General features: G+C 64.1%; 21 protein-coding genes. 5 read left to right on the forward strand and 16 right to left on the reverse strand.

The annotated features are described in order from the left end of the window. Positions 1–23: 23 nt before the first annotated feature. The gene (locus YU3_RS0105910) at positions 24–899 is read left to right on the forward strand and encodes a GNAT family N-acetyltransferase (RefSeq protein ID WP_036257925.1); all 876 of its coding nucleotides are present in this window, start codon (positions 24–26) and stop codon (positions 897–899) included. A 117-nt stretch (positions 900–1,016) separates the two neighbouring features. Here YU3_RS0105910 and YU3_RS0105915 read toward each other — a convergent pair whose 3' ends face one another. Together YU3_RS0105915 and grpE are read right to left on the reverse strand one after the other, a co-directional pair. Beyond that, a complete protein-coding gene (locus YU3_RS0105915; protein ID WP_027165380.1) occupies positions 1,017–1,649 on the reverse strand; it encodes a trimeric intracellular cation channel family protein in 633 nt (210 codons plus the stop codon). A gap of 107 nt (positions 1,650–1,756) precedes the next feature. Next, positions 1,757–2,389, reverse strand: coding sequence for a nucleotide exchange factor GrpE (grpE, locus tag YU3_RS0105920; protein WP_027165381.1), 633 nt, complete (start codon positions 2,387–2,389; stop codon positions 1,757–1,759). Between the two features lie 217 nt (positions 2,390–2,606). Between grpE and YU3_RS0105925 the strand changes: the two genes are divergently transcribed. Beyond that, positions 2,607–2,816, forward strand: coding sequence for a hypothetical protein (locus tag YU3_RS0105925; RefSeq protein ID WP_027165382.1), 210 nt, complete (start codon positions 2,607–2,609; stop codon positions 2,814–2,816). Positions 2,817–2,942: 126 nt separating this feature from the next. On the opposite strand, the gene YU3_RS0105930 is transcribed toward YU3_RS0105925, so the two are convergent. The 6 genes from YU3_RS0105930 to cysG form a co-directional block, all read right to left on the reverse strand. Continuing rightward, positions 2,943–3,563 carry a DJ-1/PfpI family protein gene (locus YU3_RS0105930; RefSeq protein ID WP_027165383.1) on the reverse strand — a complete coding sequence of 207 codons (621 nt, stop codon included), beginning with the start codon at positions 3,561–3,563 and terminating at the stop codon, positions 2,943–2,945. A 112-nt stretch (positions 3,564–3,675) separates the two neighbouring features. After that, positions 3,676–4,209, reverse strand: a complete 534-nt coding sequence (locus YU3_RS0105935; RefSeq protein WP_027165384.1) for a DUF934 domain-containing protein — start codon at positions 4,207–4,209, stop codon at positions 3,676–3,678. A gap of 94 nt (positions 4,210–4,303) precedes the next feature. Further along, positions 4,304–5,068 (reverse strand): phosphoadenylyl-sulfate reductase, encoded by a 765-nt coding sequence (locus YU3_RS0105940; protein ID WP_027165385.1) that lies wholly within the window; start codon positions 5,066–5,068, stop codon positions 4,304–4,306. Further along, entirely contained in the window at positions 5,043–6,713 is a 1,671-nt protein-coding gene (locus YU3_RS0105945; protein WP_027165386.1) for a nitrite/sulfite reductase, read from the reverse strand. Before YU3_RS0105945 ends, YU3_RS0105940 begins: the two co-directional genes overlap by 26 nt. A gap of 40 nt (positions 6,714–6,753) precedes the next feature. After that, entirely contained in the window at positions 6,754–7,059 is a 306-nt protein-coding gene (locus YU3_RS0105950) for a DUF2849 domain-containing protein (protein ID WP_027165387.1), read from the reverse strand. Beyond that, the gene (cysG, locus tag YU3_RS0105955) at positions 7,056–8,504 is read right to left on the reverse strand and encodes a siroheme synthase CysG (RefSeq protein WP_027165388.1); all 1,449 of its coding nucleotides are present in this window, start codon (positions 8,502–8,504) and stop codon (positions 7,056–7,058) included. Before cysG ends, YU3_RS0105950 begins: the two co-directional genes overlap by 4 nt. A gap of 418 nt (positions 8,505–8,922) precedes the next feature. Between cysG and YU3_RS0105960 the strand changes: the two genes are divergently transcribed. Both YU3_RS0105960 and YU3_RS0105965 read left to right on the forward strand, forming a co-directional pair. After that, on the forward strand, positions 8,923–9,363 hold the full coding sequence (locus YU3_RS0105960) for a host attachment family protein (RefSeq protein WP_027165389.1): 441 nt from the start codon (positions 8,923–8,925) through the stop codon (positions 9,361–9,363). 204 nt (positions 9,364–9,567) lie between these two features. Beyond that, complete coding sequence (locus tag YU3_RS0105965) at positions 9,568–11,370, forward strand: cation:proton antiporter (protein ID WP_027165390.1); 1,803 nt, start codon at positions 9,568–9,570, stop codon at positions 11,368–11,370. Between the two features lie 6 nt (positions 11,371–11,376). On the opposite strand, the gene YU3_RS0105970 is transcribed toward YU3_RS0105965, so the two are convergent. Next, positions 11,377–12,183, reverse strand: coding sequence for a helix-turn-helix transcriptional regulator (locus YU3_RS0105970; protein ID WP_027165391.1), 807 nt, complete (start codon positions 12,181–12,183; stop codon positions 11,377–11,379). Positions 12,184–12,318: 135 nt separating this feature from the next. On the opposite strand from YU3_RS0105970, the gene YU3_RS0105975 reads away from it, so the two are divergent. After that, on the forward strand, positions 12,319–13,236 hold the full coding sequence (locus YU3_RS0105975) for a zinc-binding dehydrogenase (RefSeq protein WP_027165392.1): 918 nt from the start codon (positions 12,319–12,321) through the stop codon (positions 13,234–13,236). A 113-nt stretch (positions 13,237–13,349) separates the two neighbouring features. Here YU3_RS0105975 and YU3_RS0105980 read toward each other — a convergent pair whose 3' ends face one another. The 7 genes from YU3_RS0105980 to YU3_RS0106010 all read right to left on the reverse strand — a co-directional run bounded on the left by YU3_RS0105980 (position 13,350) and on the right by YU3_RS0106010 (position 21,322). Continuing rightward, complete coding sequence (locus YU3_RS0105980; protein ID WP_027165393.1) at positions 13,350–14,099, reverse strand: SDR family oxidoreductase; 750 nt, start codon at positions 14,097–14,099, stop codon at positions 13,350–13,352. A 159-nt stretch (positions 14,100–14,258) separates the two neighbouring features. Continuing rightward, positions 14,259–16,517 carry a transglycosylase domain-containing protein gene (locus tag YU3_RS0105985; protein ID WP_027165394.1) on the reverse strand — a complete coding sequence of 753 codons (2,259 nt, stop codon included), beginning with the start codon at positions 16,515–16,517 and terminating at the stop codon, positions 14,259–14,261. 150 nt (positions 16,518–16,667) lie between these two features. Further along, the gene (locus YU3_RS0105990) at positions 16,668–18,635 is read right to left on the reverse strand and encodes an acyltransferase family protein (RefSeq protein WP_280795287.1); all 1,968 of its coding nucleotides are present in this window, start codon (positions 18,633–18,635) and stop codon (positions 16,668–16,670) included. A 50-nt stretch (positions 18,636–18,685) separates the two neighbouring features. Next, positions 18,686–18,832: a hypothetical protein gene (locus YU3_RS40400; RefSeq protein ID WP_027165396.1), complete on the reverse strand. Its 147-nt coding sequence runs from the start codon at positions 18,830–18,832 to the stop codon at positions 18,686–18,688. Between the two features lie 60 nt (positions 18,833–18,892). Next, positions 18,893–19,096 (reverse strand): hypothetical protein, encoded by a 204-nt coding sequence (locus tag YU3_RS0106000; protein ID WP_027165397.1) that lies wholly within the window; start codon positions 19,094–19,096, stop codon positions 18,893–18,895. A gap of 73 nt (positions 19,097–19,169) precedes the next feature. Further along, positions 19,170–19,790, reverse strand: coding sequence for a ribonuclease D (locus YU3_RS0106005; RefSeq protein ID WP_027165398.1), 621 nt, complete (start codon positions 19,788–19,790; stop codon positions 19,170–19,172). A 146-nt stretch (positions 19,791–19,936) separates the two neighbouring features. Further along, positions 19,937–21,322: a M20/M25/M40 family metallo-hydrolase gene (locus tag YU3_RS0106010; protein WP_027165399.1), complete on the reverse strand. Its 1,386-nt coding sequence runs from the start codon at positions 21,320–21,322 to the stop codon at positions 19,937–19,939. Positions 21,323–21,594 lie beyond the last annotated feature (272 nt).

A 21,594-nucleotide genomic window follows, 5' to 3' on the forward strand; every position in this document is an offset into this window, starting at 1 on the left:
GAGAATCACTCGTGCATACAGTCATGCCTGAATGTGACACTCGGCCGAATGCCGGCGGCGCCCTTCTCGCCGCCCGTAGCGCCGACGCCGTCGCAAGCGGTGCTCCGCTGGGCCGCATCGGCAACCTTGAAGTGCGGCTCGCCCGCAACGAGGCTGAGATCGCCGCCGCCCAGGAAGTCCGCTATCGGGTGTTCTATGACGAGCTTGGCGCGAGGAAGGACCTGTTCCAGGCGCAGGATCGGCGCGACGCCGACCGTTTCGACCCGCTCTGCGATCACCTTCTTGTGCTCGACACTTCCCTTCCCGGCCCCGAGCACCGCCGCATCGTCGGCACCTACCGTTTGCTGCGGCAGGAGATCGCCGCGACTGCCGGCGGCTTCTATTCCGAGGGCGAGTTCGAGCTCACCAAGCTGATCGCGCGGCATCCCGGCCAGCGCTTCCTCGAGCTCGGCCGTTCCTGCGTTTTGCCGGAATACCGCTCCAAGCGCACCATCGAGGCGCTCTGGCAGGGCATCTGGGCCTATATCAACCACTACAGCATCGGCGTGATGACCGGCTGCGCCTCTTTCCATGGCATCGTGCCGGCGGCGCATGCCGAGGCGCTGACCTATCTCGCCCATCATTGCCGCACCAACTCCGCCTGGGATGTTCGCGCAGTTCCGGGACGCTACTGTTCCATGGACCTGATGCCGATCGAGGCGGTGAACACCAAGGCGGCGATCGCCGCCATGCCGCCGCTGGTCAAGGGCTATCTGCGCGTCGGCGCCCGCATCGGCGATGGCTGTGTCATTGACCACGAATTCTCGACCGTCGACGTCTTCGTGGTCATGCCGGTCAAGGAGATCGGCGCCCGCTACGTCAACTACTATGGCGGCGAAGGCCAGCGTTTCGCTGCGTGAGTAGTGAGTAGTGAGTAGTGAGTAGTGAGTAGTGAGTAGTGAGTAGTGGTGAATACCAAGACCGCGCTCTTGTTACTACTGACTACTCACTAACCCTACTCCCTGACCCCTACTCCCTCACGGAATATCCTCCGGCCTTCGCCCCGGCCGGCTCTTATAGGCTGGAAACGACCAGCCGAACTTAAGCGCACCGCCACGCACGATGAATGCGCCAGCAAAGCCGAGCAGGCTGGACGCCAGCGCCGGCAGGCCGGCAAGATCGCCAAGGGTGAAGATGGTGGCGCCGGCAAGGGCGGCCGTGACATAGATTTCAGGCCTGAGCAGAACCGAAGGCTCGCCGGCAAGCAGGTCGCGCAAAATGCCGCCGAAGGTCGCCGTCAACACGCCCGTGATGACCGACACGACTGGCGAGCCGGTGATCGCCAACCCCTTCGCCGCGCCCATCACCGCGAAGGCGGCGAGGCCGACGGCGTCGAGCCACAGCAACAGCTTGTAGCGGGATTCGACGCGGTGGGCGCCGAAGAAGACCAGCACCGCGACGACGGCGCAGATCAGCACATAGCCGCTGTTGGCGACCCAGAACACCGGCAGGTTGAGGATAACGTCGCGCAGCGTTCCGCCGCCGATGCCTGTGACGCTGGCCAGGAACAGGAAACCGATAATGTCGAGCTGCTTGCGCGATGCGGCAAGCGCGCCCGTCGCCGCGAAGACGGCGACGCCGGCATAGTCGAGCAGCGCGATGGGGTTCATGAGTGAGCGAATAGTGAGTAGCGAACAGCGAGTAGCGAGTAGTAGTGAATACCACGAAGCTGTGCGGTTGGTAGCCAGCTTCCCTATTCGCTACTCACTACTCGCTATCAAGCATCCTTTTCGGCCTGCTCGTTCACCGGGCCCGGCTCGACCTTCGCCTCTGCGGCCGCCTTCGGGCCACCCTTGGCGACACCGACCATCGCCGGCCGCAGCACGCGCTCGCCGATCGAATAGCCGGGCTGCACCACCTGGACGACGGTGCCGGCCGGAACCTCCGGATTGGGCACCTCGTACATCGCCTGGTGGAAATTCGGATCGAACTTCTCGCCTTCTGGCGCGAGTTTCTTCACGCCGTGACGCTCCAGCGCGGCAAGCATGGCGCGCTCGGTAAGGTCGACACCTTCGATCAGTGACTTGAAGCCGGCGTCGCCGCCGGTCTTCGCATCGGCCGGGATCGCGTCCAGCGCCCGACGCAGATTGTCGGACACCGACAGCATGTCACGTGCGAAATTGGCGACAGCGTAGGCACGGGCGTCCTGCACGTCGCGCGCGGTGCGCCGCCGCAAATTCTCCATTTCGGCCGCGACGCGCAGCGCGCGGTCCTTCAATTCCTCGTTTTCCTTCAGCAGCCGCACAAGCGCCTCGTAGTCGCCATCGACGCCACCTTCCGCACGCTCCGCGGACGCCTCGGTTGCTTCCATATCTTCGGGCGTGCGTTCGTCTTTTGTCTGGTCGCTCATCGCGTTTCCCGTCATTCGGATTGGTCTGGATTTGCGCCCGATATCGAGGTTTGGAGGCCAAAAATCAAGGGGTAAGCGCTGGTGGTCGATGCAAGACTATCGTTTCAAGTTAATTCAAATTTTACCGTACCGGGCAGCTTTGCTTGCACTTGAGCGCTCGTGCGGGAACCATGGACGGGCTGCGGGAGTTTCGAAGCCGACACAGGATTTTGGGACGATGACCGGCAACAACGGCAAACGGCGCGCCGACCTCGCCAACGATATTAGGCGGCAGGCGGGCAGCGAAGCGACAAAGCGCTTGCTGCGCACCTTGCCGGCATTTCGCCTGGAAAAAGATGTGCCCAAGCGGTTGCGCGACCTGCTTGACCGCCTGGACCGCGCCGAGGCGAAGACTGCGGGCGGCATCGGCAGCCGCACGCCGCGATAGAGCAATTCCAGGAAAATGCGTAGCGGCTGGGCTCGGCGACTTCGCCGAAGCCTTCCGTCCGGAATTGCGTAGACACAAAGAGCTGGAGCAAGCCAGCGATCAAACACCGGACTGCTCCAGCGAAGCCTAAGCCGCCTTCCTGTCGTCGCGCATCAGCGCCTCGCCGTGGCGGATTTCGGTGCCGAGCACCTTCAGGCATTCCCGCATGAAGCCGGCAAGGCCAGGCCAGCCCTTGGCTGAAACCAGATTGCCGTCGACATGCGCACCGGTCGGGGCGACATCGATATAGATGCCGCCGGCAAGCGTCACTTCCGGCTCGCAATAATGCAGCGCCGCGACTTCCCTGCCGCGCACCACGCCATCGACCGCGATCAGGATCTGCACGCCGTGGCAGATGGTGAAGATCGGCTTGCCGGTCTCATGGAAATGCCTGACCAGCGCCTGCACGCGCTTGTCGATGCGGATATATTCCGGCCCGCGCCCGCCGGCCGCGTAGACCGCGTCGTAGTCGGCCGGATTCACTTCGGCGAAGGTCTTGTTGAGGATGTAATCGTGGCCGGGCTTTTCGGTATAGGTCTGGTGACCCTCGAAGTCGTGCAACGAGGTCTTCAGCACATCGCCCGCTTTCTTGTCGGGACACACGACATGGACTGTGTGGCCGACCGCATGCATGGCCTGCTCAAAGACGAAAATCTCGTATTCCTCGCTGAACTCGCCAACGAGCATCAGTATTTTCTTGCCTGCCATGCCGATTTCCTCCCTTAGCTGTTTATTTATTTCGGGGCGCGAAATAATAATCCTATCCTAAGGGCAAGATGGCCGGAGGGGAAGTGCAAACCGCCTAAGTGGTCTGACCAGATCAGCCGGGGCGCTTGCGCCGCCAGGAATATTTCGGCCCCTTGGGCTCCGGCTCCACGGCCGGCTGGTAATAGACCGGCAGGCCGCCGGTGCGGCCTTCCTCCAGGCGCTTCAACAGCACCGGATTGGAGACCTCGAACTCGTCGAAGCCAAGCCGCAGCATATGCGGCAGCTGATCGACCAGCACTTGGCCGGTGGCCCGCACCGCACCCTTGAAATTATGCCGGGCGCGCAGCAATTCACCCTTGGAAAAAGAACGGCCGTCATTAAAAGCCGGGAAGGCGAGCGCGACCAGCGACAGCTGATCCAACAGGCCGGTTATCTTGTCCAGCTCATCGCCGGGCTGCAGCAGCACGCCGATGCGCTCGCGCGCCGACTTGCGGACCTCTTCATCGAGCCCGAGAAAAGCCTGCAGCGGCAGGATGAAGCGGCCATTGCCGGCAAGCGCCTCGGCGCCTTCGGCGTGGATCCACTCATCCTCGCGAAAGCCGTCCGGAGTCCAGAGGCGGGTCCCCGCTGTCGTCGATCCAGTCATCAAAGATCCTAAAGTTCCAAAGAGTCCCAAGCGAGCCGGCAAGCGGCCAGCAGCCGTCGCTTGCCGGCCGGCATCACGTGAATAGCGATATACCCTAAAGCGAGGCGTCGGTCAGCGACTTCTCCAGCCCCGACAAGTGAATGCCGCACTCGGTCTTGGCGTGCCCTGCCCAGCGGCCGCTGCGTGCATCCTCGCCGGGCTGCACCGGCTGCGTGCAGGGGAAGCAGCCGATCGACAGATAACCGTAGGCGACCAGCGGATTTTCGCGCAACGCATGCCCGCGCATGTAGGCGGCCTGGTCCGATGTCGTCCAATGCGCCAGCGGATTGATGCGGATGCGCGAGCCGACCGCCTCGAAGACCGGCAGTGCCTGGCGCGTCGAAGCCTGGAAGCGCTTGCGCCCGGTGAACCAGGCGCGGAACGGTTCGACGCCGCGTGCCAGCGGCTCGACCTTGCGCACGTTGCAGCAGGCGTCGGTGTCGGTTTCGTGCAGCCTGCCGGTCGGGTCGACGCGTTCGAGCGCCGCTTCCTCCGGCTTGATCACCCTGACGTCCGTCAGGCCGAAATCGGCCACCAGCGCGTCGCGGTAGCCCAGCGTTTCCTCGAAATGCTTGCCGGTGTCGAGGAAGATAACCGGCAGCGAGCGGTCGATCTCCGAAATCATGTGCAAGAGCACCGCCGAGTCCGCGCCGAAGGACGACACGGCGGCAACCTCGCCGCGGAAGGATTCGCGTGCCGCGCGTTCGATGATCTCGATCGGCTTCAGATGGCCGAGCAGCGCGTCGAGCCCCGCCGCTTCGGCGGCAACGCCGGCTTCGACGTCGTCAATACGGTCAAGCGGCCTTGGTTTCGCCAGCATAGAGCGCCTCCTTGAACGGCGCGGGACCGACACGGCGGTAGGCGTCGATAAAACGTTCATCGGGATTGAGCCGAAGGCCGAGATAGGTATCGACGATCTGCTCGATGGCATCGGTGATCTCTTCCGAGGAAAAGCCGCGGCCGATGATCTCGCCCACGGACGTGTTCTCGTCGGCCGAGCCGCCGAGCGTCACCTGGTAGAGTTCGGTGCCCTTCTTCTCGACGCCGAGGATGCCGATATGGCCGACATGATGGTGGCCGCAGGCGTTGATGCAGCCGGAGATCTTGAGCTTCAATTCGCCGATCTCGCGTTGCCGCTCCAGCGAAGCGAAACGGCGCGAGATTTCCTGCGCCACGGGGATGGAACGCGCCGTGGCCAGCGCGCAATAGTCGAGGCCCGGGCAAGAGATGATGTCGCTGATCAGGTTGGAATTGGCCGTCGCCAGCCCGATCTCGACCAACGCGTCGTAGACCGTCTTGAGGTCGGCGCGCGCCACATGCGGCAGGATCAGGTTCTGTTCGTGGCTGACGCGCAGCTCGTCGAAGGCGTATTTCTCGGCGATGTCGGCGACCGCTTCCATCTGGCTGTCGGAGGCGTCGCCCGGCACCTCGCCGATGCCCTTGAGCGAGATCGTCACCGCCGCATAGTCGGGATGGCGGTGCGTCTCCACGTTCTGGTCTAGCCATTCCGAGAAGCTTTTGGAATCGAGCCGCGCCTGCTTCACCGCCGCATCGCCTTCCGGCCGGTCGCGCAGCGCTGGCGGCGCGAAATAGGCATTGATCGCCTGGATGTCGGCTTCCGGCAGCTTCAGCTCGGCGTCCTTCAGTTCCTGCCACTCGGCTTCGACCTGGCGCGTGATCTCCTCGACGCCGGTCTCATGGACCAGGATCTTGATGCGTGCCTTGAACTTGTTGTCGCGGCGGCCATAGAGGTTGTACACGCGCAGGATCGCCGTGCAGTAGGACAGAAGGTCTGCTTCCGGCAGGAAGTCGCGGATTTTTTTCGCCACCATCGGCGTACGACCCTGGCCGCCGCCGACATAGACGGCGAAGCCAAGCTCGCCGGCGGCGTTCTTCTTCAGATGCAGGCCGATATCGTGCGTCTGGATGGCGGCGCGGTCGCGCTCGGCGCCGGTCACCGCGATCTTGAACTTGCGGGGCAGGTACGAAAACTCCGGATGCACCGACGACCACTGGCGCAGGATTTCCGCATAGGGGCGAGGATCTGCGACCTCGTCGGCGGCCGCCCCGGCGAAATGGTCGGCGGTGACGTTGCGGATGCAGTTGCCGCTGGTCTGGATGGCGTGCATCTCGACGCTGGCGAGATCGGCCAGGATCGCCGGAATGTCGGACAGCGCCGGCCAGTTGAACTGGATGTTCTGGCGCGTGGTGAAGTGACCGTAGCCCTTGTCGTATTTGCGCGCGATATGGCCGAGCATGCGCAGTTGCCGGCTGTTCAGCGTGCCGTAGGGCACGGCGATGCGCAGCATATAGGCATGCAATTGCAGGTAGACGCCGTTCATCAGCCTGAGCGGCCGGAACTGGTCCTCGGTGATCTCGCCGGCAAGCCGGCGCTGCACCTGGTCGCTGAACTCGGCGACACGGGCCTTCACGAAATCCTGGTCGAACTCGTCGTAACGGTACATGCTTCGTCTTTCCGGGCGCGTCCGCCCGTTTTCCTGTGTTCTATGCCGCGCGGGCGGGTTGCGGGTTCGCCTGCTTGCCGATGTCGGTGCGGATGGTGGGACCTGCGGCGCGGATCTTCTCGCGCAGCCGCACCGGTTCGGCCAAACCATCGACCACTGTGACGTCGATCAGGTTGACGTCGACCACCTCATTGTTGGCGCCGGCCGCGGCGCCGATCGCTTCCAGCCGGTCCTCCGCCGCCTTGTCATGGGCAATGTCGGCATGGCCGACCGTTTCCGCCCAGCCGCCATCGGCGTACCAGACGGCGATGCCGTCGGAGAGCCTGTTCGCGGTCAGAACCTTCATTGCTCAACTCCTTCGGCGACGGCCGAAGCCGCGCCCTCATGCTTACGTGCCGCGAGCGGCTCGGATTGTTCGAAGTTCGCGCCGGCGACGGCGTCGCCGATGATGGTCATCACCGGACCGGTGAGGTCGGCGCGCTCCTCCAGCGACGGCAGGTCGGCAAGCGTGCCGTGGAAACGGCGGCGGCTGCCGAGGCTGGCATTCTCGACGACGGCGACCGCGGTGTCCGGCGACAGCCCCGCTTCGATCAGCCGGCCGGCGACTTCGGCAGCGACCGAACGGCCCATATAGACGGCGACGGTCGCGCCCGAGATAGCGAGCTTGGCCCAGTCAGGCAGCGAGTTGCCCTTGAGGTCGTGGCCGGTGGTGAACACCATCGAGGACGAAACACCGCGCAGCGTCAGCGGCAGTTCGAAATCGGCGGCGGCGGCAAAGGCGGCGGTGACGCCTGGAACCACCTCATAGGCGATCCCTGCCTCGCGCAGTGCGGCCATTTCCTCGCCGGCGCGGCCGAACACCAGCGGATCGCCGGACTTGAGCCTCACCACGCGCTTGCCGGCGCGGCCAAGCTCGATGAGCAGTGCGTTGATCTCTTCCTGGCTCTTGGTTTGGCAACCTTTGCGCTTGCCGACTGGCAGGCGCTCGGCGTCGCGACGGCCCATGGCGACGATCGCCTCCGGCACCAACGCATCGTAGACGATGGCATCGGCTTCCATCAGCAGGCGATGCGCGCGCAGCGTCAAAAGATCCTCGGCGCCCGGACCGGCGCCGACCAGCGCGATGTGGCCCTCGGCCGGTGCATTGGCATTCAGAAGATCGAGCGCGGCACCGTGCGCCTCGGCGAATTCCCCTGCTTCGATTGCCTTGGCCGGCGCACCGGCGAAGAAATCGCTCCAGAACCGCCGGCGGCGATTGCCCCTCGGCAGCGTCTCGGCAGCGGCGCGGAAGGACGCGGCAAGGGCTGCCAGCCGGCCGAGCGAGGGTGACAGCATGCGGTCGATACGCCCGCGCAGCATCTGCGCCAGGACTGGCCCGGCCCCTTCGGTGCCGATCGCGATGGCGACTGGCGCCCGGTTGACCAGCGCCGGCGTGAAGAAATCGCAGAGTTCCGGCCGGTCAACTGCATTGACCGGGATGCCGAGCCGGCGCGCATCCTCGACGACGCGGCGATCGAGTGCCTCATCAGCGCTGGCTGCAAACACGAGCGCCGAACCTTGGAGATGTGCGGCCTCGTAGGGAGCCTCGATATGAACGGCGCCGGTCGACGCGATGAAATCCAGCAGGCCGCGGTCGGCATTGTCGGCCACGATGCGCAGCACCGCGCTCGATTGCGAAAGCAGCCGCGCCTTGGCAAGCGCTTCCTCGCCATTGCCGACGATGGCCACGGCTTCGCCGTCGACCCGCATGAAGACGGGAAAGGCATTGAGCTTGGCGTTGGCTGGCGACATGACAATAAGCAATAGTGGAACAGTTTGGCAGTTTTACGCGTGCGCGCCAAAAACCAGAAGGCAAGCACTCGCGCGTCCTTCGGGGGCAGGCAATCGCTTTTTCGCAACTGCGAAAGGCGGGAGAAAAAAATTCTATTTTGTGGCAAAGACCGCCGGGGCGCCTCGTGTAAGCGCCTTGATCCGTCGCAATTTTTAGCGCAATGCCCAACAGGTGGCAAAATAGTTTTTTCTAAATTCTACTAAGTTAGTAGATTAAAGCCGCCTCCGGTTGAATCGCGGATCAATGAGCCTGCGCGCGGGGGGGCAAGTGGCCCTTTGCCGTTATCTGGAACAATCACGCTTCGCGGCACGTTGGGCTACCGATCTATTCTGTCGATCGAGCCTCGATCGACAGCCAGGCAAGCAAAGGAGGAGCGCCATGAGCATCAAGCTGAAACGCGGATTGTGGGTCGTAGTGGCCGATGGCGAAAAGGCGCTCTTCCTGCGCAACCAGGGCGGCAACAAGTTCCCGAATTTGGAAGTGGTGCAGGAGATGGAGCAGGACAATCCTGCCACGCGCGAGCAAGGCACGGACAAGCCGGGCCGATACGGCAACGAGGGACCTCGCAGCGCCATCGAGGAGACCGATTGGCATCGCCTGAACAAGGAACGTTTCGCTGTCGACATTGCCGACCGGCTCTACAAGCTCGCGCATCGCGGCGAGTTCGACGCGGTCGTGCTGATTGCGCCGCCGCAGGTTCTTGGCGAGATGCGCCAGAAACTGCACAAGGAGGTCGGCGAGAAAGTGCAGGCCGAAATCCCCAAGACGCTCACCAACCACACGATTTCGGATATCGAGAACCTGCTGCAGACGGCGTAAGCGACAAGCCGCGCCCCAGGCTGGATCGTGTCTCGCGGCCATCCCTTTGGCGGGGCGCCGATTCTCCGTTGCGCGCCACCGGCAGCGTCGATTTCTGCACGACCGCGGTTGCATCATCGCCGCCCCCTCCACCATATTGCCGAAGGCGACAGCCTCGGCAGGCGCCCATCCGACATCCCGATTTGGAAAGGCGCTCCATAGACAATGCCGCATGACACGCCCCTTATCGCCACCATTGTCGCCGGTCTGGGGCTGGCTTTCGTCTTCGGAGCCTTAGCCAACCGCTTCCGCATCCCGCCGCTTGTCGGTTATCTTGTCGCCGGCGTGCTTGTCGGCCCGAACACGCCGGGCTTCGTCGCCGACACCGGCCTTGCCAATGAGCTCGCGGAAATCGGCGTCATCCTGTTGATGTTTGGCGTCGGCCTGCATTTTTCGCTGAAGGACCTGCTGTCCGTGCGTGCCATCGCCGTGCCGGGCGCCATCGTCCAGATCGGCTTTGCGACGCTGCTGGGCGTCGGGCTTGCCTGGTTGCTCGGCTGGTCGCCGGGCGCCGGCCTGGTCTTCGGCCTGGCGCTTTCGGTTGCCTCGACCGTGGTGCTTTTGCGCGCCTTGCAGGAGCGGCGGCTGATCGAGACAGAACGCGGCCGCATCGCCGTCGGCTGGCTGATCGTCGAGGATCTCGCCATGGTGCTGGCGCTGGTGCTTTTGCCGGCGCTCGCCGGTGTGCTCGGCGGCCAGCCGCAGGTCGATGACCATGCGAGCCTGCTCTCGCTGCCAGCCAGCTACGGCATATGGGGCGTGGTCGGCATCACGCTCGCCAAAGTCGCCGCCTTCGTCGTCGTCATGCTGGTGGTCGGCCGCAGGGTCATTCCGTGGATCCTGCATTACGTCGCCCACACAGGCTCCCGGGAACTGTTCCGGCTGGCGGTGCTGGCCATCGCGCTCGGCGTCGCCTTCGGCGCGGCAAAGCTGTTCGGCGTCTCGCTGGCGCTGGGCGCCTTCTTCGCCGGCATGATCATGAGCGAGTCTGAGCTCAGCCACCGCGCGGCGGAGGAATCGCTGCCGCTGCGCGATGCCTTCTCGGTACTGTTCTTCGTCTCCGTCGGTATGCTGTTCGACCCGTTCAGCCTGATCAGCAATAGTTGGCCGATCCTGGCGACGCTGGCCATCATCGTCATCGGCAAGTCGATCGCGGCTTTCATCATCGTCGTCACCTTCCGCTATCCGATCGCGACGGCGCTGATGATTTCGGCGAGCCTTGCCCAGATTGGCGAATTCTCCTTCATCCTGGCCGAGCTTGGCGTCGGCCTGAAACTGCTGCCCGAGCAGGGCCGCGACCTGATCCTCGCGGGCGCCATCCTGTCGATCCTGCTCAATCCGCTGATGTTCCTGATCGTCGACTGGATGAAGCCGTGGCTCGAAACACGCGCCGGCAAGGCAGTGCCGGTCGAAGAGGCAAGGCCTATCGGCCCAGCGACCGAGCCCGGCCAGGTCGCGTCGGTCCAGGCCGTTCCGGGAAAGGAAGACGGACCGCCGCCAAAGACGGCGCTTGCCGGCCATTCCATCCTGATCGGTTATGGCCGCGTCGGCAGCCTCGTAGGCGCCGCGCTGAAGGAAGCCGCCCTGCCCTTCCTGGTCATCGAGGATGCCGACAAGACGCTGGCGAAGCTGAAGGCCGATGGCGTGGAAACCGTCGCCGGCAACGCCGCCAATGCGGACGTCTTCTCGGCCGCGAATCCGGAAGGCGCGAAGCGGCTGATCCTCGCCATCCCCAACGCCTTCGAGGCGGGGCAGGTCGTGCTCAGGGCCCGCGCGGCCAATCCGGGGATCAATGTCATTGCGCGCGCCCATTCCGACGCCGAGGTCGACCACCTGAAAGGCCTGGGGGCCGACACCGTGATCATGGGCGAGCGCGAGATCGCCCGCGGCATCGTCGAGGTGGTGACCGGCAAACCCAACGATCCTCCGGCCGAGCCTGCCATGGCGATCGGTCCGCAGCCCGCCTGATGTTTGTCAAGCGACGAAGGCGGAACCGCCGTTTTGCGAGATGTCGCTGAGATATCTTGCCGGCGGCTTGCCCAGCGCTTTTTTGAACATGGTGATGAAGGCGGTGACGGATTCATAGCCGAGATCGCCCGACACCTGCTGCACGCTGGCGCCGGCGGACAGTTCCCTAAGCGCGACGATCAGATGCAGTTGCTGGCGCCAGCGCCCGAAGCTCAAGCCGGTCTCTTTCACGACAAGGCGCGCCAGGCTGCTCTCGCTGAGCGCGACACGGTCTGCCCATTGCGCCAGGGTGCTGCGATTGGCGGGATCGTCGGCCAGCGCCTCGGCGATCCGCCTTAGCCGCGGCTCGGCCGAAAGCGGCAGGTGCAATTGCTGAACAGGCATAAGCGGCAGCTCGGCGAGCACGACCTTTCCCAGGAACTCGCACCTGGCATCATCCGGCGCGCAATCCGACAGTTCGATGATGAGTTCGCGCAACAGCGGCGAGATCGACAGCGTGCAGCACCGATCCGGCAGGTCGGCCGCGCCCGGCTCGATGTAGACGAAGAAAATCCGGGCATTGGCCGTTGCGACGTTGCTGTGTTGCATGCCGCCGGGAATCCACACGCCGCAATGCGGCGGCACCATCCAAAGCCCGCTCGGAACGCGGCAGGTGACGCCGCCGCCGAGCGCGAAGACGAGCTGCCCTTTGCGATGCCAGTGCTCGGGCACTTCTGCCCTGGTCTCGGTCACGTCGACGCCAACGGCGATCGCCGGCGACAGCACGTCATCGACATCGAAGTCCAGCCAGGGCCAGCGGAGCGGTTGTCTCATGATTGACTGCCTTTAGCTATTGAATGCCATGATAGCTAAATTCTTCGGTCTGGGAAGTCGATAGTCTCCGGCTTGCGCAATGGCGGCGCCAGCCGATCGCGTTGCCGGCTGCGCAAGCAACAAGAGGTACGATCCATGCTCGCCCTGGTCACATCTCCCGATAGCGCCGCCGGTCTGAGGCTCACCGAGTTCGAGGAACCTCGACCCATGGCCAACGAGGCGCTTGTCTCGGTTCACGCAACGTCGCTGAACCGCGGCGAACTGCGCCTGCTCGCCATCCGTCCGGATGGCTTCGTACCCGGCCAGGACATCGTCGGCATTGTCGAACGCGCGGCAGCCGATGGTTCCGGCCCGGCCGCAGGCGCCCGTGTTGCGGCCTTGGTCGACCAGGCCGGCTGGGCCGAACGTGTTGCCGTTCCGACCGACCGCCTTGCCGCAATACCCGACGGAGTCAGCTTCGCCTCCGCCGCCACGCTTCCGGTGGCGGGCACGACGGCGCTGAGAACCTTGCGCCATGGCGGAGACCTGGCCGGCCAGCGGGTCCTGATCACCGGCGCGAGCGGCGCGGTCGGCCGCTTCCAGATCCAGATCGCCCGCGAGCAGGGCGCTTCGGTGACGGCGGTCGCATCAGCCCGGCACCACGATGATCTTCGCAATCTGGGCGCCGGCCAGGTCGCCGAGTCGATCGAACTGGCCGAGGGGCCGTTTTCGCTGATCACGGAGTCGGTCGGCGGCAAAAGCCTCGCTGAGGCGATTGAACATGTCGCGCCCGGCGGAACCATCGTCATGTTCGGCTCGAGCAGCGGCGAGCTCACGCCGATCGGATTCCGTCAGTTTGTTCCGGGTCACGAGGGCGCGAGGCTTCAGACCTTCGCCTACTACACGTCCGGTTTAGCCATCGGCACCGACATTGCCTGGCTGCTTGGCTTAGTCGCGGCCGGCCGGCTGGAAACCCGTGTGGCGATGACCATGCCATGGACGAGCATCGGACAAGCCCTGGACGCGCTGCGGCAGCGCAGCTTCAGCGGCAAGGCTGTTCTCACCTTGGCCTGAAGCTAATGCATGTCGCCCAAAAGTGCGCAGCGGTTTTGGGACAACGACATGCACAAACAAAGAGCTAAAGCGCGTCGCCCTGAATCCCGTTCAGCGCGACGCGCTTTAGCCGCTCACACGTGCTGGCCGCCATTGATGTGGATTTCCGAGCCGGTCACGTAGGACGCCTGGCCGGAGCACAGGAAGAAGATGATGTCGGCGACTTCCGAAGTGGCGCCGAGCCGCCGCAGCGGGATCGTTTCGACGATTTTGTCGGTGCCGGGCGACAGGATCGCGGTGTCGATCTCGCCCGGCGCGATCGCGTTGACCCGGATGCCGTGCGGGCCGAAGTCATGCGCCATCTCGCGCGTCAGCGAGCCGAGCGCCGCCTTCGATGTCGCATAGGCCGTGCCGGCGAAGGGATGCACTCTGGTGCCGGCGATCGAGGTGACGTTGACGATCGAACCCTTGGCGGCGGCGAGTTCCTTGAACAGCCCCCTCGCCAGCATGATCGGCGCGAAGAAATTGACCTGGAAGACATCGCGCCAGACATGCATCGGCGTCTCGATCGAATCCATGCGGCTGCCGGTCCTGAGCTTCGGCGAGATACCGGCATTGTTGACCAGCGCGTGCAATTGCCCGCCATGCGCCTCCAGCCGATGGCGGATTTCCGAAACGGCAATCCCGACATCCTCCTGGTCGGCGAGATCGACCTTGATGTGGTCTTCCGGTCCGGCCGGCCACGGGCAGTCCTCGGCGAAAGCCTGGCGTGAGCAGGTGATGACGCGCCAGCCCTCGCGCGAAAAACGCTTCACGGTGGCATGGCCGATGCCACGGCTGGCGCCGGTGAGCACGATGGTTTTTCTGCTGTCGGTTTCGGCCATGGGCTTGGTCTCCGGCCGGACATGTAGCCGAAGGCGCTTGCCATTACGAGAGGTGAAGTTGCCGCCGCAACCATGATCCCGGAAAGTGGGTTCCGGTTTCCGGAAAAGATCATGGTCAAAAAAGAAGCTGAAACCATTCCTATCCCATCGGAATGGGCGTCAGCCGCCGCCGAGGATATCGAGGATCGAGGTCTGCCGCTTTTTCGCCGGGCCGCCGACATTGCCGGGCGGCACAGGATGCTTGATCGAGCCGGTTTCCCCGCTGTCGCTCGGCATGCCAAAGCCGCCGGCATCGACCGTTTCGGCCGGGGCCCGCACCTGGCGCGGCGCCGGCGCCTGGGCGACAGGCCGTGACTGGCCAACGGCGGCCGGCGGCGCTGGCGGCGGCTGCGAGGCGTCCGCAGACGGGATCTCGTCCGGCACGATCGTATCGGACGGCGTCGACTTCCACGTGCCGGGCAGCGGCCGCACAGGCACGCCCTCATGCGCCGCGACCATGAATTCGTGCCAGGCTTGCGCCGGCAACGCGCCGCCGGTGACCTTCTTCATCGGGCTGCCGTCGTCATTGCCGAACCACACGCCCGTGGTGAGGTTGGCGGTGTAGCCGACAAACCAGGCGTCGCGCGAGTTCTGGCTGGTGCCGGTCTTGCCGGCCGAGGGCCAGTTGAACGCCGCCTTCTTGGCGGTGCCGACCTCGACGGTGCCCGTCATCATCGAATTCATCATGCCGACGATGTCCGCCTTGACGACGCGCGGCGCGCCGCCGCCACTGTTCTCGTAGAGCACCTTGCCGCTGGCGGTGGTGATGCGCTGGATGAAGTGGATATCCGGCTTGTAGCCGCCATTGGCGAAAGGCACATAGGCCGAGGTCAATTCCAGCGGCGTCACTTCCGAAGTGCCGAGGGCGATCGAGGTGTTGGACTGGAGATCCGACTGGATGCCCATGCGGTGCGCTGCTTCCACCACGGCGTCGGGCCCGACCTCCATGGTGAGCTGCGCCGCCACCGAGTTGAGCGACTTGGCCAGGGCCGTCGCCAACGTGACCTTGCCGTAGTACTTGCCGCCGTAATTGTCGGGCGTCCATTTGCCTATTTTGATCGGAGCGTCGTTGCGCACGCTGTCCGGCGTGCGTCCGGCTTCGAGCGCCGCCATGTAGACGAAGGGTTTGAAGGCCGAACCGGGCTGCCGGCGCGCTTCGGACGCGCGGTCGAACTGGCTGGTCGAATAGTCGTAGCCGCCGACCATGGCGCGCACCGCCCCGGAATCGTCGATCGATACCAGCGCCCCTTGCGTGACGTTGAGCTTCTTACCGCTCTCGTCGATCAGCCGGCGGATCGACTGTTCGGCAAGCTTCTGCAGGTTCAGGTCCACGGTGGTGTCGATGACGATGTCGCCGCGCACATCGCCGATAAGATCGGGCAGTTCCTCCATGACCGTGTCGGCGACATAGTTTTCGGAACCGGTCCAGTAGGAAGGCGCGCGCGTCGCCGGCGCGCTCAGCGCCACCTTGTATTCCTTGTCGCTGATCTTGCCTTCCCCGCGCATGGCCGCGAGCACGAGCTGCGCGCGTTCCTCGGCCGCCTTCGGGTCGCGCGCCGGCGAAAGCTTGGACGGCGCCTTGAGCAGGCCCGCCAGAAGTGCAGCCTCCGACAGGGTCACGTCGCGCGAGCTCTTGCCGAAATAGCGCCGCGAAGCCGCCTCCACGCCATAGGCGCCCGAACCGAAATAAACCCGGTTGAGGTACATTTCGAGGATCTGGTCCTTGCTGTGCTTATGCTCCAGCCACAGCGCCAGGAGCACTTCCTGCACCTTGCGCTCCAGCGTGCGGTCCGGCGTCAGGAACAGGTTCTTCGCCAGCTGCTGGGTCAGCGTCGAGCCGCCCTGCGAGAAATGCCGGCCGATGAGGTTGGTGACCATGGCGCGCGACAGCCCGATCGGATCGATGCCGAAATGCGAATAGAAGCGGCGGTCCTCGATGGCCACGACGGCCTCGGGGATATAGGGCGACATTTCATGCAGGCCGACGGCCTCGCCGCCCGACATGCCGCGATTGGCGATCAGCCCGCCATCGACCGAGACGATCTTGATGTTGGGCGCGCGGTCCGGGATCGACCATGTGGTGGCCGCCGGCATCTTGGCGCCGTAATAGACGACGATGCCGGCCGCCGCGATGCCGCCCCAGATGCACAGCACGAAGCACCAATAGACCAGACGGGTGGCAACACCGAGCAGCCCCCGCCGGTTGCGATCGCGGCCACGACCGCGTGATTTCGCCTTGGCGGACTTGCCTTTTGCAGGGGATTTACGGGCACGCGGCACGACGCGATCCTCCTCGCTCACCGAAAAGCCATCGGAGGATTTCGCCCGCGGCGAGCCCTCGAAGCTCGGTTCGATGCGACTGTCTCTGCGGTTCGCCATGCGCTCTTGCTTGCCTGCCCCGGTGCCGATGGCGTTCGGGTTGCAGAGTAGATGCGGCAGTTTAAAGGCGCGTTAAAGCAGGGTTTATGCAGCCTTTTGAAATTCCTTACGATTTTCTGAATCCGCTAGGTTGGCGGCGGCCGGCGCGGCTCAAAGGCCCGCGGCCTTGGCGAGATAGGGTGCAAGCGCCAACGCATAGGTGGCCGTAAGATGATGATTGTCGCGCAGGACGACGACGTTGCCGACCACCGCGGAGCAGCTGTCCTTGCCGCATAGCGCATCGTTCATGTCGACCATGGTCACCCCCGCTACGGACCGGGCGGCGAGCGCGTAGATGTTTTCCCGTTCGACCTCGCTGCGTGGATTGACACATTTGCCGGGATCGGTTCCGAGGCAATTGCGTGGATCGAACAGGCTGAAGGGCGTGTTGCGGATCGCGATGACGCGCACGCCCTGCCCGGCCAGCTCGTTCCAGACGCTGCGCAACCCCTCGATCATCGCATCCTGTGTAACGCTGGCGTAGTTGCTCTGGCTGGTGATCGCGAAATCGGGCTTCAACTTCGCGATTTCGGCGAGAACCCTCTCCCGCCATATCGCGCATTGCTCATACGGCTTGCCGTCGTCAAGGAAGGCAACTCGGGTTACCGGGCATGCCGCCTTGGTGAAGGTGACGAGCTTCCACTTCCTGTCTTTGGCGATTTTGTCCACTGCCGGTATCCATTGCGCCGCGTGGGAGTCGCCCATCACGACAATGGTCCTCGTGCCCGCCGGGTCCCCGAGCAGGCAACCGGTCGCGTCGGTCCCCTTCTGCTCCTGATGACACTTCATCCGGTAGATGACGGGCACGTCGGCGCCGATCTTGCTGAGGGGAGGCAGTGGTTTGACGCCCTCGGGGACGGCAGCGTTGGCCAGCAAGGCGGCAGGTCCCGGATAATTGATCGTTCCGATCAGGCTGACGTCGATGGGCTGCTGGTCGATCGCGTAGACCAGCCCGCCGGCCACCGCCACGCACAGCCCCACCGCCACCGTGCCGTCGATCAGCGGCCGCCATTCCGTGGATGAACGCGAATGGCGATAGGGCTGTTCGACGAAGCGATAGGAAAGACCGGAAACGAGCAGGGTGGCGCTGATCAGCAGAAGACCATCGACCAGGCCGATCGAGCCTCGCTGCGCCACATAGAATATGATCAGCGGCCAATGCCACAGATAGATCGAATAGGAGCGGTCGCCGATATAGCGCAGCGCGGCCGTATCCGGGCCGCGGAAGCGACCGATGCGTATGCCGCCGGCCGCAATGATCAGGGCCGTGCCGAGCGTCGGCAGCAGCGCATTGAAGCCCGGGAAGTCGGTCGACCTTGAAAACAGGATCGCCGATGCAAATACCGCCAACAAGCCGGCGATAGCCATCGCTGTGCGCACACGCCGGTTCGGCTGGAACCGGTCGAGGGTCAGCGCCAGGAGTCCGCCAAGGGCCAATTCCCACATCCGAGTGTGGGTGACGAAATAGGCCCATGCCGGATCGGATCGGGTGAGAGCGACGGAAGCCGCGAGCGAACCGGCCAAGACCAAGCCGAGCACGGTAATGAGCGTCTGGATTGGTGAATACCCGCGACGCCTGGCCCTCCAAAGCGCCCCGATCATCAGCACCGGCCAGACGATGTAGAACTGCTCCTCGATCGACAGCGACCAGAAGTGCTGCACGGGGCTCGGCGCGTCCTCGGCGCCGAGATAATCCACGGCCTGCTCGGCAAGCCGCCAGTTCTGCACGTAGAGCGCGCTCGCCATCACCTGTTTGGCGGTTTCTTCCCACCATGCGTCCGACACGAACAGCAGCGTTCCCGCGAGCGTGACCAAGAGCGCGACGATCGCCGCCGGCAGCAACCGCCTGACCCGGCGGCTGTAAAAGCCGACAAGCGAGATGCCGCCATCGCTGAGCGCCATGCGGGCGAGCATACCGGTGATGAGGAAGCCGGATATGACGAAGAAGATATCGACGCCGACATAGCCGCCGGGAAGCGCTGCCGGCCAGATGTGGAAGATCACCACAAAAGCCACGGCGAGCCCGCGCAGTCCCTGTATCTCCGGCCGAAATCCCCCCGGCGCAGTATCGTCTCGCAAAGCCAGTCTAGCCCCTCACAGCACCAGCCTGTCCCGGCCGGCCACCGTGCTCAATTCTGCTGGATCGAAATACCCTTGTCGTCGATCTTGAGCTCGACGCCTTTCGGCCTGGTCTGCTCGCGATAGACGTAGATGCCGAGCGCGATGACAACCACGATCAGCGCCCCGATGATGAGATAGAGCGTGTTCTGCCTCATTGCGCCCCCTTGTTGCGGCCGAGCCTAACACCCGCTTTGAAACGACCAGGCAGCGGATCGCTACTGGTCGTCATTGCCATCCGATGCGGGACGCCAGCTCGTCGGATCGACCTTCTTTTGCGTATCGCTGTCGGTATAGACCCACCAGCCGCCGTCGCGATACTGGCCGATGGATTCGTTGACGACGCCGTCGCCGTCCTTCCATAGGATGCTGACCTTCGAGCCGTCCTTCGGCGCGCTTTCTATCGATTTGCGCTCTGCCATCTCATTCCCTCCATGAACCGGCCCCTTCGTGAACCGGCCCCTCCATGAACCGGCAAGAACGCACCGGGTTCCGTCAGCTATGCGCGAAGATGTCTTCCTCAGCCCAGCCCATCAGGTCGAGCTTGGCGCGCGTCGGCAGGAAACGGAAGCAGGCGTCGGCCTCCTTGATACGGTTTTCGCGCGCCAGCCGCGCGGCCAGCACCTCGCGCAGCCGGTGCAGGTAAAGCACGTCGGAGGCGGCATATTCGAGCTGTTCGGGCGAGAGCGTCTCCGCCGCCCAGTCCGAGGATTGCTGCGCCTTGGACAGGCCGATGCCGAGCAGCTCGTTGCACAGATCCTTCAGCCCATGCCGGTCGGTGTAGGTGCGGGTCAATCGAGAGGCGATCTTGGTGCAGAACACCGGCTCCGCCATCACCCCGAAGGCGTTGTAGAGCACGGCGATGTCGAAGCGGCCGTAATGGAACAGCTTGGTGATCGCGCGGTTCCGGAGCAGGCTGACGAGGTTCGGCGCCTTCTTCTGGCCAGGCGCGATCTGGATGACATCGGCGCTGCCGTCGCCAGGCGAAATCTGCACCACGCAAAGCCGGTCGCGATGCGGGTTGAGCCCCAGCGTTTCCGTGTCGATGGCCACCGCCCCGACATTGTAGCGGGACAGGTCAGGCAAGTCGTTTTTATGGAAACGAATATCGGTCATTCTCTTCTCCGGATCGCGGCCTGCAGCGCCACGCATCCCTAGGGATGCGTAAGGACGCTGCATATTGCGCTAGAAAGCTCGTCCTCGCCGCGATCCGGAGAAAAATCAACAGAAAGTTGAATCTCACGTCTTTCGTGATTTTCGGCTCAGCGGGTCAGCGCGTCGAGAATGCGCGCCCAGGACCGCTGCCCCTTGTGGAAGGAGGTCAGCTCGTATTTCTCGTTCGGCGAATGGATGCGGTCGTCGTCGAGGCCGAAACCGACCAGGAGCGATTCCATGCCGAGATAGGTCTGGAAGTCGCCGACCACGGGAATGGAGCCGCCGCCGCCGGTGGTGACGGCCTGCTTTTCCCATTCGTCGGATAATGCGTCCTTTGCCTTGGTCAGGAACGGCGAGTCGTAGGAAAGCTGGATCGCCGGCGAGCCGCCATGCGGGTGGAATTCGACCGAGCAGTCGCCGGGGATGCGTTCGCGCACGAAGGCCTGGAAGGCGGCGCGGATCTTCTTCGGATCCTGCTTGTGAACGAGCCGGAACGACACTTTCGCCGACGCTTCCGCGGCGATCACCGTCTTGAAACCCTTGCCGGTATAGCCGCCGATGATGCCGTTGAATTCCGCGGTCGGCCGCGCCCAGGTGAGCTCGAGCACCGAGCGCCCCTTTTCGCCGGCCGGAATGGAAAGCCCGACCGTTCCGAGGAAGGTCTCGGCCGTCTCGCCGAGCCCTTCCCAGGACTTCAGCACCTGCGAAGGCGTCTCTTCGACGCCGTCATAGAAACCCGGAATGGTGACGTGGCCATCCTTGTCGTGAATATCGGCGAGCACCTTGGCCAGGATGCGGATCGGATTGGCGGCCGCGCCGCCATAGAGGCCCGAATGCAGGTCGCGGTTGGCGGCCTTGACGGTGACCTCCTCGCCGACCATGCCGCGCAGCGAAACGCAGATCGATGGCGTCTCGCGGTTCCACATGCTGGTGTCGCAGACCAAAGCGAAATCCGCCTTCAGCTCGGCGGCGTTCGCTTCGAGGAAGGGCTTGAGCGAGGGCGAGCCGGATTCCTCCTCGCCTTCGAACAGGATGGTGATGCGGCACGGCAGATTGCCATGCACCTGTTTCCACGCCCGGCAGGCCTCGACGAAGGTCATCAACTGCCCCTTGTCGTCGGCCGAGCCGCGGCCGGTGATCACCTTGCGGCCGGGCTCGATCTCCTTGATCGACGGCGCGAACGGGTCGTTTTCCCACAGCTCGATCGGGTCGACCGGCTGCACGTCGTAGTGGCCGTAGAACAGCACATGCGGCGCGCCCGCCGGTCCCTCGTGATGCGCCACCACCATCGGATGTCCGGGCGTGTCCCGGATGCTGGCGTCGAAGCCGATCAGCTTGAGCTCCGCGACCAGCCATTCGGCCCCCTTGCGGCAATCGGCGGCAAAGGCGGGATCGGTGGAAATAGACTTGATGCCGAGCAGGCCGAAAAGCCGCTCCAGGCTTTGGTCGAGATTCTGGTCGAGACGATCGAGGACGGGGGAAATTCTGGACATTTTTGCAGCCTTTCGATTCTCGCCCGAGCCTAAAGCATGTCTCCCGAAGGTGGGAACCGGTTTCGGGATAAGACATGCGTAAAATCAGAACCCTAAAGCGCATAGAGCGAATCTGAAGGATCGCGAACGCTTTAAAGGGACGAGCGGAAAACGGGAAGTCGTGATCGTTGGACCACAGACTTCGGCGCAGGCGACACGCGGGCTGCGGGGCAAAAGAAAACCGCCGTGGTGGAGGGGGAACCACGGCGGTCTTTACTCGAAATGATGCGGCA

Origin of the sequence: Mesorhizobium sp. WSM3224, assembly GCF_000427725.1 — a bacterium.
In the GTDB taxonomy this organism is placed as follows: Bacteria; Pseudomonadota; Alphaproteobacteria; order Rhizobiales; family Rhizobiaceae; genus Mesorhizobium.